The 13,731-nt window shown below is 70.0% G+C and carries 5 protein-coding genes, 1 tRNA gene and 1 rRNA gene; 1 reads left to right on the top strand and 6 read right to left on the bottom strand.

Features of this window, described 5'->3' with window-relative positions:
- Positions 1 to 180 precede the first annotated feature (180 nt).
- From ACGFRG_RS30245 to ACGFRG_RS30235, 3 genes are all read right to left on the bottom strand, one after another.
- Positions 181 to 2,997: a DNA translocase FtsK gene (locus tag ACGFRG_RS30245; RefSeq protein WP_393269018.1), complete on the bottom strand. Its 2,817-nt coding sequence runs from the start codon at positions 2,995 to 2,997 to the stop codon at positions 181 to 183.
- Positions 2,998 to 3,191: 194 nt separating this feature from the next.
- Positions 3,192 to 3,872, bottom strand: coding sequence for a two-component system response regulator (locus ACGFRG_RS30240; RefSeq protein WP_188275554.1), 681 nt, complete (start codon positions 3,870 to 3,872; stop codon positions 3,192 to 3,194).
- A gap of 244 nt (positions 3,873 to 4,116) precedes the next feature.
- Positions 4,117 to 9,576 carry a HAMP domain-containing protein gene (locus ACGFRG_RS30235; RefSeq protein WP_393269014.1) on the bottom strand — a complete coding sequence of 1,820 codons (5,460 nt, stop codon included), beginning with the start codon at positions 9,574 to 9,576 and terminating at the stop codon, positions 4,117 to 4,119.
- A gap of 295 nt (positions 9,577 to 9,871) precedes the next feature.
- Between ACGFRG_RS30235 and ACGFRG_RS30230 the strand changes: the two genes are divergently transcribed.
- On the top strand, positions 9,872 to 12,574 hold the full coding sequence (locus ACGFRG_RS30230; protein ID WP_361429794.1) for a SpoIIE family protein phosphatase: 2,703 nt from the start codon (positions 9,872 to 9,874) through the stop codon (positions 12,572 to 12,574).
- 82 nt (positions 12,575 to 12,656) lie between these two features.
- Here ACGFRG_RS30230 and ACGFRG_RS30225 read toward each other — a convergent pair.
- The 3 genes from ACGFRG_RS30225 to rrf form a co-directional block, all read right to left on the bottom strand.
- Positions 12,657 to 12,732: transfer RNA gene (locus tag ACGFRG_RS30225), tRNA-Thr, on the bottom strand.
- A 112-nt stretch (positions 12,733 to 12,844) separates the two neighbouring features.
- Positions 12,845 to 13,540 (bottom strand): DegT/DnrJ/EryC1/StrS family aminotransferase, encoded by a 696-nt coding sequence (locus tag ACGFRG_RS30220; protein ID WP_361429792.1) that lies wholly within the window; start codon positions 13,538 to 13,540, stop codon positions 12,845 to 12,847.
- Between the two features lie 98 nt (positions 13,541 to 13,638).
- Positions 13,639 to 13,731 (bottom strand): 5S ribosomal RNA (gene rrf / locus ACGFRG_RS30215); the annotation flags it as partial.

Raw genomic sequence — 13,731 nt, 5'->3', positions numbered from 1 at the left:
AGGGTGGAGTTTGTACGCCATCGGAATGGCCTCCTCCCTTCCTCCTAACGGGTCAGGAGGGGGGCATGTTGCTGCCCTTCGCCCAACTGGACGTACAACCAAGGCAAACGGTTGCCCCACGCTCCCTTTCGAGTGCACTTACCGGTCGCGGGACGGGCCGCCGGGGCCCGCCCCGGGCCTTCAGGGAGCCTCCCCGCGGATCACCGCGAGCACACCGTCGAGTTCATCGGGTTTGACCAGAACATCACGCGCCTTGGAGCCCTCGCTGGGTCCGACGATCCCGCGCGACTCCATCAGGTCCATCAGCCGCCCCGCCTTGGCGAAGCCGACGCGCAGCTTGCGCTGGAGCATCGAGGTCGACCCGAACTGGGTGGAAACGACCAGCTCGGCGGCCTGGCACAGCAGATCCAGGTCGTCGCCGATCTCCTCGTCGATCTCCTTCTTCTGCTTCTGCCCGACCGTGACGTCGTCCCGGAAGACCGGCGCCATCTGATCCTTGCAGTGCTGGACGATCCCCGCGATCTCGCCCTCGGTGACGAACGCGCCCTGGAGGCGGGTCGGCTTGTTCGCGCCCATCGGCAGGAACAGTCCGTCACCCTTTCCGATGAGCTTTTCGGCGCCCGGCTGGTCGAGGATGACCCGGCTGTCGGCCAGCGAGGAGGTCGCGAAGGCGAGCCTGGACGGCACGTTCGCCTTGATCAGACCGGTCACGACGTCGACCGACGGACGCTGGGTGGCGAGCACCAGATGGATACCGGCGGCGCGGGCCAGCTGGGTGATGCGCACGATCGCGTCCTCGACGTCACGCGGCGCGACCATCATCAGGTCCGCGAGCTCGTCGACGATCACCAGCAGATACGGATACGGCGTCAGCTCCCGCTCGCTGCCCTCGGGCAGCTTCACCTTGCCGTTGCGGATCGCCTCGTTGAAGTCGTCGATATGGCGAAAACCGAACGCCGCGAGGTCGTCGTAGCGCAGGTCCATCTCGCGTACCACCCACTGCAGCGCCTCGGCGGCCCGCTTCGGGTTGGTGATGATCGGCGTGATCAAGTGCGGAATGCCCTCGTACGCGGTGAGCTCGACGCGCTTGGGGTCGACGAGCACCATCCGTACGTCCTCGGGCGTCGCGCGCACCATCACCGAGGTGATCAGGCAGTTGATGCAGGACGACTTGCCGGAGCCGGTCGCGCCGGCCACCAGGACGTGCGGCATCTTCGCCAGGTTGGCCATCACATAGCCGCCCTCGACGTCCTTGCCGAGCGCGACCAGCATCGGATGGTCGTCCTCGGCCGCGTCCGCGAGCCGCAGCACATCGCCGAGGTTGACCATCTCGCGGTCGGTGTTGGGGATCTCGATGCCCACCGCGGACTTGCCGGGGATCGGCGAGATGATCCGTACGTCCGGACTGGCGACCGCGTACGCGATGTTCTTGGCGAGCGCGGTGATCCGCTCGACCTTCACGGCCGGACCCAGCTCCACCTCGTAGCGGGTGACCGTCGGGCCCCGGGTGAAGCCGGTGACGGCGGCGTCGACCTTGAACTCGGTGAACACGTTCTGCAGCGCGGCCACTATGGCGTCGTTGGCGGCGCTGCGCGTCTTGCCCGGACCGCCGCGCTCCAGCAGGTCGAGCGAGGGCAGCGCGTACGTGATGTCCCCGGCGAGCTGCAGCTGTTCGGCCCGCACCGGCATCTCGGAGTGCTCGGGCGCGGACTTGGTCAGGTCGGGTACGACATCGGGCGCGCCGGGGGTCGCCCTGGGCCCCGCCTTGGCGGGCTTGGGCGCCGCCTTGGTGAAGTCCGCCCTGGGCGCGGCCTGTTCCTCGGCGCGGGCCGTCGGCACCGGCGTCGAGCTCTCGCGCTCCCGCTCGACGGAGACGCCCTGGGTGAGGTCGGCGACGATCGGGGACGGCGGCAGTCCGTTGAGTACGGCGCCGTCCAGCGCGGCGGCCGCGGCGGCGGCCACGTCGACCGGGTCCATCGGCCCGTCGAACGCCGGTTGCACCGAGGCGCGCCGGGGCTTGCGGCGCTGCGAGAGCGCCTCCTGCTCGGCGATGTCCTGGGCGATGTCGTTCAGTGCGTCGACGCGGCGCGCGGGCGCACGCCGGGCGCGCGGCGCGGGCTCCTCGTCCCGCCAGTCGTCGTCGTACGCCTCGTCCTCGCCCGGCTCCCCGGGCAGCGGCTCGACGACGCCGAGGCGGGCACCCAGGGCGCGCAGCCGCTGCGGGATGGCGTTGACCGGGGTCGCGGTGACGACGAGCAGCCCGAAGACGGTCAGCAGCACCAGCAGCGGTACCGCCAGCACATCGCCCATCAGGAATTCCAGCGGCTTGGACGCGGCCCAGCCGATGAGGCCGCCCGCGTCCTGCATCGCGCTGGTGCCGTCGCCCCGGCCCGGTGAGCCGCAGGCGATGTGGACCTGGCCGAGCACGCCGAGCACCAGGGCGGACAGACCGATCACGATCCGCCCGTTGGCCTCGGGCTTCTCCGGGTAGAGGATCAGCCGGACCGCGATCGCGCCGAGCAGCAGCGGCACCAGCAGGTCGAGCCGGCCGAACGCGCCGGTGACCAGCATCTCCACCAGGTCGCCGACCGGTCCGCGCAGATTCGACCAGGTGCCCGCCGCGACGATCAGCGCGAGGCCGAGCAGCAGCAGGGCGAGCCCGTCCTTGCGGTGAGCGGGGTCCAGGCCCTTGGCGCCGCGCCCTATCCCGCGGAACATCGCCCCCACGCCGTGCGCGGCACCGAGCCAGACGGCGCGCACCATCCGGTACACGCCCCCCGTGGGAGAAGGCGCCGGCTTGGGCGCGGGCTTGGGCGCCGCCGCCTTCTTGGCGGGTGCCTTCTTGGCAGCGGCTTTCTTCGCGGGCGCGGCGGTCTTCTTCGCGGGCGCCTTCTTGGCAGGCGCGGCCGCCTTCTTGGCGGGTGCCGCGGTACGGCCGGTGCGCTTCGCGGTGCCCGCCGTGCCCTGGGAACCCTTGCCGGACGTACGTGAGGCCATGGTGCTGAGGTTACCGGTGCCGACGGCGGTGGACACGACGGCCGCCGCTTCACCCGTCCGTGTCGGACACACGAAAGGTGCTGACGTACGGACAACTCAGTACGGGCATACGGGCAAAGGGGACTGACGCACCCTCAGCGCCGGCCTCCTGGCAACTCCACCGAAGCCGCGTCGGCCCCGTCGGTGGCCGCGTGTCAGTTCTGCGAGGGCAGGGTCGCCGTGCCGCTGCCCGTGCCCGGCTCCAGGGCGTCCAACGCCCTGCGCAGCCCGGTCAGCTTGCGCTCCAGATGGGCGGCGGTCGCCACCGCCGCCGCGTCCGCCGACTCGTCGTCGAGCTGTTTGGACAGCGCCTCGGCCTGCTCCTCAACTGCCGCGAGGCGCGCGGACAGTTCGGCGAGCAGCCCGGCCGGCTCCTTGGGGTCGCCGACCGTGTGGCCGCCGCCCTCCAGCTGGAGGCGCAGCAGCGCCGCCTGCTCACGCAGCTGGCAGTTCTTCATGTAGAGCTCGACGAAGACCGACACCTTGGCGCGCAGCACCCAGGGGTCGAAGGGCTTGGAGATGTAGTCGACCGCGCCCGCCGCGTAGCCCCGGAAGGTGTGGTGCGGGCCGTGGTTGATCGCCGTGAGGAAGATGATCGGGATGTCCCGGGTCCGCTCGCGGCGCTTGATGTGCGCGGCCGTCTCGAAACCGTCCATTCCCGGCATCTGGACGTCCAGCAGGATCACTGCGAAATCGTCCGTCAGCAGCGCTTTGAGCGCTTCCTCCCCTGACGATGCCCGCACCAGTGTCTGATCGAGCGCAGAGAGGATGGCCTCCAGCGCCAGCAGATTCTCCGGCCGGTCATCGACCAGGAGGATCTTGGCCTTCTGCACCATGGCCCGTCCTCCTCGCCCCGGCAGTGCGCCGGGCGCCGCCCCAGGGGACGACTCCCTTGCGCCGCCCGTCCTTGTGCCGGTCATGGTAGCCGCACCCCGCCTGTCGCCACACCCTGTCACCGCGATGTCACTGTGCACGTAGCAGAAACGTAGTGGGAGACCAGAAGGTTCCCCGAATACCGCCGCCTCACACGCCTTCGGCCACACTCAGTCAGCGGCTCGGGGTGAACGGTACAGCCATCGATCACTTCCCCCGCATCCACTGCTCCATCACCGAGAGCAGATGATCAGGGTCGACCGGCTTGGTGACGTAGTCGGAAGCGCCGGACTCGATGGCCTTCTCCCGGTCGCCCTTCATCGCCTTCGCGGTGAGCGCGATGATCGGCAGCCCGGCGAACTGGGGCATCCGACGAATCGCCGACGTCGTGGCATACCCGTCCATCTCCGGCATCATGATGTCCATCAGCACCACGGCCGTGTCCTCGTGCTGTTCCAGGACCTCGATGCCCTCCCGGCCGTTCTCCGCGTACAGCACCGAAAGGCCGTGCTGCTCCAGGACGCTGGTGAGCGCGAAGACGTTCCTTACGTCGTCGTCGACGATCAAAACCTTCTCGCCGCCGAACTGGAAGGTCCGCGCGGGCGCCCGCTCCGGCTCCTGCGCCCAGGCCTCCTGCGGGGCTCCCGGCTGCTGCCCGGGCAGCGACGGCGCCTGTCCGTCCGCGCCGAGCGCCTTGCGGCGGCGCCGGAACAGACCGGCCGCGCCCGCCTGCGACTCGCTCGGCACGGACGGTGCCGAGTCCTGCGGGACAAGGTCCTGCCGGGCACCGGATGCTGCCCCAACGGCTCCCGTCTCGCCACCGGGCGGCAGCTGCGGGTAGCCCTGCGGGGGCAACTCGCTGGGCTGCAGGGGCAGATAGAGCGTGAAGGTGGAGCCGCGGCCCGGTTCGCTCGCCGCGTGGATCTCGCCGCCGAGCAGCCGCGCGATCTCCCGGCTGATGGACAGGCCGAGGCCGGTACCGCCGTACTTGCGGCTGGTCGTGCCGTCGGCCTGCTTGAACGCCTCGAAGATCACCCGCATCTTGCTGGCCGCGATGCCGATCCCGGTGTCGGTGACCGAGAACGCGATCAGATCGGCGTCCGCGTCCCGCAGCGACCCGGCTTCCAGGAGCTGTTCGCGGATCGCGTGCGGCACATCGGCGTGCGCGGGCCTGATCACCAGCTCGACGGCGCCGCTGTCGGTGAACTTCACCGCGTTCGACAGCAGGTTGCGCAGCACCTGGAGCAGCCGCTGCTCGTCGGTGTGCAGCGTCGCCGGAAGCTCCGGGGAGACCCGTACGGAGAAGTCGAGCCCCTTCTCCGCGGTGAGCGGCCTGAACGTCGCCTCCACGTAGTCGACGAGCTGGACCAGCGCGATCCGGGTCGGGCTGACGTCCATCTTGCCCGCCTCGACCTTGGAGAGGTCGAGGATGTCGTTGATCAGCTGGAGCAGGTCAGAACCCGCACCATGGATCGTTTCGGCGAACTCGACCTGCTTGGGCGAGAGGTTGCCCTCCGCGTTGTCGGCGAGCAACTTGGCCAGGATCAGCAGCGAGTTGAGCGGCGTGCGCAGCTCGTGCGACATGTTCGCCAGGAACTCGGACTTGTAGCGCATGGAGACCGCGAGCTGTTCGGCGCGCTCCTCCAGGACCTGGCGGGCCTCCTCGATCTCGGTGTTCTTCACCTCGATGTCACGGTTCTGCTGGGCCAGCAGCTCGGCCTTCTCCTCCAGCTCGGCGTTGGAGGCCTGAAGGGCCTTCTGCCGGTTCTCCAGCTCCGCGGACCGCTCCCGCAGCTGCTCGGTGAGCTCCTGGGACTGCTTGAGCAGCACCTCGGTCTTGGAGTTGACGCTGATCGTGTTGACGCTGGTCGCGATCATCTCCGCGATCTGGTTGAGGAAGTCCTTCTGGATGTGCGTGAACGGCTGGAACGACGCCAGCTCGATCACTCCGAGGACCTTCCCCTCGAAGAGCACCGGCAGCACGATCACATGCGCGGGCGGCGCCTCGCCGAGGCCGGAGGAGATCCGCAGATAGCCCGGCGGCACGTTCTCCACCAAGATGGTGCGCTTCTCCTCCGCCGCCGTGCCGATCAGCGTCTCGCCGGGCCGGAACGAGGTGGGCATCGAGCCCGCCGAGTAGCCGTAACTGCCGCGCATCCTCAGCTCGTACGGGCTGTCCTCGTCGCCGCCGACCTCGGCGGCGGAGCCGGTGGGCAGCGCCAGGAAGAACGCGCCGTGCTGCGCCGAGACCACCGGCGTCAGCTCGGTCATGATCAGCGAGGCGACGTCGTCCAGGTCGCGGCGGCCCTGCATCAGACCGGAGATACGGGCCAGGTTGCCCTTCAGCCAGTCCTGCTCCTTGTTGGCGACCGTGGTGTCGCGCAGGTTGGCGATCATCGTGTTGATGTTGTCCTGGAGGGCCTGGATCTCGCCCGCAGCGTCCACGTCGATCTTCAGATTGAGGTCGCCGCGGGTCACCGCGGTGGCCACGGCCGCGATCGCGCGCACCTGCCGGGTCAGGTTCCCGGCCATCTCGTTCACCGACTCGGTCAGATCGCGCCAGGTGCCGTCGACGTCGCGTACGCGCGCGTGGCCGCCGAGCTGGCCCTCGGTACCCACCTCGCGGGCGACCCGGGTCACCTCCACGGCGAACGAGGAGAGCTGGTCGACCATCGTGTTGATGGTGTTCTTCAGCTCCTGGATCTCACCGCGCGCGTCGATGTCGATCTTCTTGGTGAGGTCGCCCTTGGCGATGGCGGTGGTGACGGTGGCGATCTGGCGCACCTGGCCGGTGAGGTTGTCGGCCATGGAGTTCACCGACTCGGTGAGGTCCTTCCACGTACCGGAGACGCCGGGGACGCGGGCCTGGCCGCCGAGGATGCCGTCGGTGCCCACCTCGCGCGCGACCCGGGTCACCTGGTCGGCGAAGGACGACAGGGTCGTCACCATCGTGTTGACGGTGTCGGCCAGCTCGGCGACCTCGCCGCGCGCCTCGACCGTCACCTTCTTGGTGAGGTCGCCGTTGGCGACGGCCGTCGAGACCCGGGCGATGTTGCGCACCTGGTAGGTGAGGTTCGCGGCCATCAGGTTGACGTTGTCGCTGAGGTCCTTCCAGATGCCGGTGACCCCGCGCACCCGGGCCTGGCCGCCGAGGATGCCCTCGGTGCCCACCTCACGCGCGACCCTGGTGACCTCGTCCGCGAAGTTGGAGAGCTGGTCGACCATCGTGTTGACGGTCGTCACCAGCTCCAGGATCTCGCCCTTGGCGTCGACGGTGATCTTCTTGGAGAGGTCGCCCTTGGCGACCGCCGTCGTCACCTCGGCGATGTTGCGCACCTGGAACGTCAGGTTGTTCGCCATGAAGTTGACGGACTGGGTCAGGTCCTTCCAGGTGCCCGAGACGCCCTGCACCTCGGCCTGGCCGCCCAGGATGCCCTCGGTGCCCACCTCGCGGGCCACCCGGGTCACCTGCTCCGCGAAGTTCGAGAGCTGGTCGACCATCGTGTTCAGGACGTTCTTGAGCTCCAGGATCTCGCCACGGGCGTCCACGTCGATCTTCTGCGACAGGTCACCGCGCGCCACCGCCGTGGCGACCTGGGCGATGTTGCGGACCTGTGCGGTGAGGTTGCCGGCCATGCCGTTCACCGAGTCGGTCAGGTCCCGCCACACCCCGGCCACGCCCGGCACCTGCGCCTGGCCGCCCAGACGCCCGTCGGTGCCCACCTCACGGGCGACCCTGGTCACCTGCTCGGCGAAGCCGGACAGCTGGTCGACCATGTTGTTGATGGTGTTCTTCAGCTCCAGGATCTCGCCGCGCGCGTCCACGTCGATCTTCTGCGACAGGTCGCCGCGCGCCACCGCCGTGGTCACCTGGGCGATCTGGCGCACCTGGGAGGTGAGGTTGCCCGCCATGAAGTTGACGGAGTCGGTGAGTTCCTTCCAGGTGCCCGAGACGCCGTCCACCCGGGCCTGGCCGCCGAGCCGGCCCTCCGTGCCCACGTCCTGCGCCATCCGCGTCAACTGGGCGGCGAACGAGGCCAGCTGGTCGACCATCGTGTTGACGGTGTTCTTCAGCTCCAGCATCTCGCCGGAGACGTCCACCGTGACCTTCTGCGACAGATCGCCGTTGGCGACCGCCGTCGTCACCTGCGCGATGTTGCGGACCTGGCCGGTGAGGTTGCGGAACGCGTTGTTGACCGAGTCGGTGAGGTCCTTCCAGGTACCGGCCGCCCCCGGCACCTCGGCCTGCCCGCCCAGCCGGCCCTCGACGCCGACCTCCCGGGCCACCCGGGTCACCTCGGAACCGAACGACTGAAGCTGGTCCACCATCGTGTTGACGGTGTTCTTCAACTCCAGCATCTCGCCCGCGACATCGACCGTGACCTTCTGGGTCATGTCGCCGTTGGCGACCGCCGTGGTCACCTGGGCGATGTCACGCACCTGCGTGGTCAGGTTGCGGAAGACCGTGTTGACCGAATCGGTGAGGTCCTTCCAGGTGCCCGCGGCGCCCGGCACCTGCGCCTGCCCGCCGAGCAGACCCTCGGCGCCCACCTCGTTGGCGACCCGGGTGACCTCGTCCGCGAACGTGCGCAGCGTCTCGGTCATCTGGTTGATGGTCTCGGCGAGTTGGGCGACCTCACCGCGCGCGTTGACCGTGACCTTCTGCGACAGGTCGCCGTTGGCGACCGCCGTCGTCACCTGCGCGATGCCGCGCACCTGGGCGGTGAGGTTGCCCGCCATCAGATTGACGGAGTCGGTCAGGTCCTTCCACACACCCGCGACGCCGGGCACCTGCGCCTGACCGCCGAGCTCGCCCTCCGTACCGACCTCGCGCGCGACCCGGGTCACCTCGGAGGAGAAAGACGACAGCTGGTCGACCATCGTGTTCACGGTGTTCTTCAGCTGCAGCATCTCGCCGGCCACGTGCACGGTGACCTTGCGCGACAGATCGCCCTTGGCGACCGCCGTCGTCACGAGAGCGATGTCACGTACCTGGGCCGTCAGCCGGTACGCCATGGTGTTCACCGAATCCGTGAGGTCCTTCCACGAACCGGACATTCCGCGCACCTGGGCCTGACCGCCGAGCTTGCCCTCGGTGCCGACCTCCAGGGCGACCCGGGTCACCTCGTCGGTGAACGCCGACAGCTGGTCGACCAGATTGTTGACGGTTCGCCCCACTTTGAGGAATTCGCCCCGCAAGGGCCGCTCGGCGTTGTCCACACCGTGCGAGCGCAGGTCCATGCGCTGCTCCAGATCGCCCTCCGCGACCGCCGACAGCACCCTGCCGACCTCGGAGACCGGCCGCGCCAGATCGTCCACCAGCGCGTTGGAGGCGTCGATGGCGGCCGCCCAGGAGCCCTCACAGGCCCCGTTCTCCAGGCGCTCGGTCAGCTTGCCCTCCCGCCCGACCATCCGCCGGACCCGGGCGATCTCGCCGGTCAGATGGAGATTGCGGTCGGCGACCTCGTTGAACACCGCGGCGATCTCGGCCATCACACCGTCGCCGGAGACGGTCAGCCGCTTGCGGAAGTTCCCGTCCCGCATCGACGCCAGAGCGGCCAGCAGCCGCTGCAGCGCAGCCGTGTCCACCTCGGTCGTCCCATGACTGCGGGACCGTCCGCCCTTCGCGCGCGTGCTCTTGCCACGCGCCGCCACGCCAGACTCCACCGTGTCCCTCCCGCAGGGGTCGACCGCCCTCGTCGGGCTTTCTCTGAAGCCTTCCCAGTGTTTCACCATGGCCGAACCCGGCCATAACAGTTCGGCAGCTTCGCATACCGTCCCCGCCCCCGGAGGGCGGAAACACTGGTGACCGGCATCCGCCAGGACAGTGAAGGTAAGTAACCTGGCATCCGGCTGTCCAACCGCCCCGGTCCGTCCGGTGTCGGTCCCCCCTGCTCCATGAGAGCTCGGGGGCGGGGCGCCACAAGGACGACCACGGGACACCGGAGGGAGCGGGCCACACATGGGAGTGTTGATTCCCGGGGGGCACCTTCCCGAGCCCCGGCAGGGGAAACCCGCAGTCGAGACGCGTACGAGGAGTTCTGTGATCACCGCGCGGGCGGCAGCCAGCTTCGACCCCGTCGGGCGGTCCGTCGCGACCGCCCGCGCCTTCGTCCGCGACACCCTCCAGGGCTGGGGGTACGCGGACGTCGTCGACGACGCGGTCGTCCTGACCAGCGAGCTGGTCACCAACGCGGTGGTCCACGCAGGCACCGCCGCCGACGTTCTGTGCCTGCGCTCCGAGGACGGCGTCCGGGTCGAGGTCGCCGACCACTACCCCGAACGTGAAATTCCGCTTCACGCCTCCCCCGCCGAGGTCGCGGGCCCCGACCGCGAGAACGGCCGCGGCCTCCTGCTCTGCGCGGCCATCGCCTCCCGCTGGGGCGTCGAGTACACACCGACGAAGAAGCACGTCTGGTTCCAACTCGACCTCCCCGCCCGCCCGGTGGGCACCCGCTCGGCCGGCCCCGCGCTGCCCGTCGCCCTGCTGCCCGTCACCGACGGCAGAGTCCGCGTGGCGGTCATCCAGATCGACCGCACCGGCGCCGTCAACGCCTGGAACGAGGACGCCGAAGAGCTCTTCGGGTACCCGGCCGAGCAGGTCACCGGCAAGCCGCTGACCGACTTCGCCGCCTGGCCGCACACCCCCGGCACCTCCACCGGCATCGTCGAGGCCCTGCAACTCTCGCGCTGGGAAGGCAGCTACGGCATCCGCGGCGCCGACGGCCGCGTCCTGCCCGTGTACGCCTCCCATCTGCGGGTACGCGACACCAACGGCGAGCCCTCCACCGTCTGCCTGCTGGTGCGCGACGACGAGCGGGCCGTGCTGCAGACCCCCGTCCGCGCCCCCGCCGCCGATCCGGCGACCCTCGGCGAGAGCCGCCACGTCGACCCGTTCGAGGTCTTCATCGGCTCCCCGGCCCCCGACGACCTCGACGGCCTGCTGCAACGCACCGTCGAGCGCGCCCGCGACATGCTCGACGGCGACTCCGCGTTCCTGCTGCTTGCCACCGACGACGAGACCGAACTGGAAGTACGGGCCACCACCGGCCTGCCCTCCGCACGCCAGCGCTTCGCGCGCGTGCCCGTCGAAGCCGGCACCGGCCGCTACGGCTCGGCCAGGATGCCCGCCGTCCACGAGGACCTGGCCACCGTCCCGGGCGCCGTCCCGATCCTCGGCGGCTCCGGCATGCGCTCGGTCGTCACCGTCCCGCTCAAGGTCGAGGGCCGCCTCACCGGCTCCCTCGGCGTCGCCGCCGAGGCCCCCGGCCGCTACTCCAACGAAGAAGCGTTGCGCCTCCAGTTCGCCGCCGACCGCATCGCGCTCGCCGTCGAATCGGCCCGCCTGGGCGAGCTCGAACGCCTGCGCCGCGGCTCCCTCAGCTTCCTCGTCGAAGCCTCGGACCTGCTGGCGGGAACTCTCGACCGGGACCAGACGTTGGCCCTGATGGCGCAGATGACCGTCCCCACTCTCGCCACCTGGTGCGCGGTGTACACGATCGCGGACCAGGCGTCCGACCCGTACCTCTCCTATGTCCTGCACGAGGACGAGGAGCGCATCGACGGCCTGAAGGCACTGCTCTCCAAGATCGCCCCGCCGGAGCCGGTGCCCACGCCGGGCGCACGCGTGTGGACCGCCCCCGCCGAGGCGGCCCACCAGGCCGCCCTGCGCACCTCGATGCGCGACCTCGGCCGCGGCACCAGCCCGTACCTGGGCAGCGGCCTCGGCACCACACTGTCCACGGCGGCGGCCGTCGGCGGCGAGACCGTGGTCCTGCCGCTCGTCGCCCGCAACCGCGTCATCGGCATGCTCACCCTCGGCAAGCCCTCCGACGACCACTTCCGCCAGGAGATCCTGGAGCTCGCCGAAGATCTCTCGCGCCGGGCCGCGCTGGCCCTGGACAACGCGCGTCTGTACTCGGAGCGCATGGCCATCAGCCGCTCCCTCCAGCGCAGCCTCCTGCCGCCGGGCCTGCCCCAGATCCCGGGCGTCGAGGTCGAGGTCATCTACCGAGCGGCCGGCGAAGGCAACGAGGTGGGCGGCGACTTCTACGACCTGTTCCCGATCCGCGACGGCGCGTACGGCTTCGCCATCGGCGACGTCTGCGGCACCGGCCCGGAGGCGGCGGCCGTCACGGGCCTGGCCCGGCACGCGCTGCGCCTGCTCGCCCGCGAGGGCTTCGGCGGCCCGGCGGTCCTGGAGCGCCTGAACGCGGCGATCCTCGACGAGGGCGCCCGCAGCCGCTTCCTGACGCTGCTCTACGGCGAGTTGTGGCCGCAGGAGGACGGCAGCGCCGTCCTCAAGGTGGTCTGCGCGGGCCATCCGCTCCCGCTGCGCCTGCGCCAGGACGGCACGGTGGAACCCGCCGCCGAGCCCCAGCCGCTGCTCGGCGTCATGGAGGACCTGGAGCTGTACGAGCAGACGATCACCCTCGACCCGGGCGACGTCCTGCTCTGCGTCACGGACGGCATCACCGAGCGCCGCGAGGGCACCCGGATGCTCGGCGACGACGGCCTGACAGATGTTCTCGCCACCTGTACGGGCCTGACGGCCGGCGCCGTCGCGGCCCGCGTCCTGCGCGCGGTGGAACGCTTCGCCGCCGAGCCCGCGTCCGACGACATGGCGATCCTGTCGATGCGCATCCCGGAACAGCACAAGCACTAGCCGGACGACCGTATCCGCCCTCTCCGGGAGGGCGGATACGCGAAAGGCCCCGCCCAATTGGGCGGGGCCTTTCGTCTTGCTGTGGAGCCCCCATGCGGAATCGAACCGCAGACCTTCTCCTTACCATGGAGACGCTCTACCGACTGAGCTATAGGGGCCGGTTGTTGTTTCGGGGTTTCCCCCTCACCAACGAGATAAAGCATACCCTGAATCAGACGGTGGTCCGAACCACGCGCACCCGTTCCTCACGGGTGCGCCCAGGACACCCCGCTAGGCAGGCTGAAGCAGCCCGCCGAGCGCGTTGCAGACCGAGACCAACTTCCGTACGCCGGCGTCGGAAAGCCCGTCCAGGCGGGGCAGCGCCAGCGTCTCGTCCACGGCCCGCTCCGTCTCCGGCAGCACACACCCGACGCGCCGGAACTCCCGCGTCCTGTGTACGGGAGTGACCACGGGGACCTCGCACTCCACCCCGCGCCGCCGCAACAGCCGCGCGAACGCGTCCCGATCGGGCCGCCCGTTCCCGGGCACCCGCACGACGTACCGCTGATACCCGTGCCCCTCCGCCGGCGCCGGTGTCCGTACGCCCACGAGGCGCCGGTCCAAGTACCCGGCGTGCTGCCGCCGTTGAGCGACATCGCCGACCCGGCCGCCCTGGCCGTCCTGACCATCGTCTTCGTGCTTCTCCACCAGGACGAGGCCCAACCGGGCCGCGAGCTGGCGGAACTGCTCGGCGTCCGCCGGATGTCCGAAGCGGTGTACGAGAACGAGCCCGGCGGTCCGCGAGGTGACCACGGCTTCGATGCCCCCGACGCCGAGGCAGTAGGTGTCCGCGTCTATGTCGGCGAACACCGGCACGGCCCCGGCCGCGACCACCGCACGGGCCACCTCACCGTCGTCGTACGCCGACACGATCACTTCGTCCCCGGCCGCGAAGCCCGCGGACTTCAGCCCTGCGATGATCCCCATAGCTGGGCATGGTGCTCTCACCATATGAACAACAGGTGAGCGGGCATAAAAAAACGCTGGTCCCCGAGCCGAAGCTCAGGGACCAGCGTTGAAGATTTGTTCGGCGGCGTCCTACTCTCCCACAGGGTCCCCCCTGCAGTACCATCGGCGCTGAAAGGCTTAGCTTCCGGGTTCGGAATGTAACCGGGCGT

The organism is Streptomyces sp. NPDC048696, from assembly GCF_043198895.1.
GTDB lineage: Bacteria > Actinomycetota > Actinomycetes > Streptomycetales > Streptomycetaceae > Streptomyces.
Note: the sequence above shows the minus strand (reverse complement) of the source record. Positions and strands in the feature narration are given on the sequence as shown.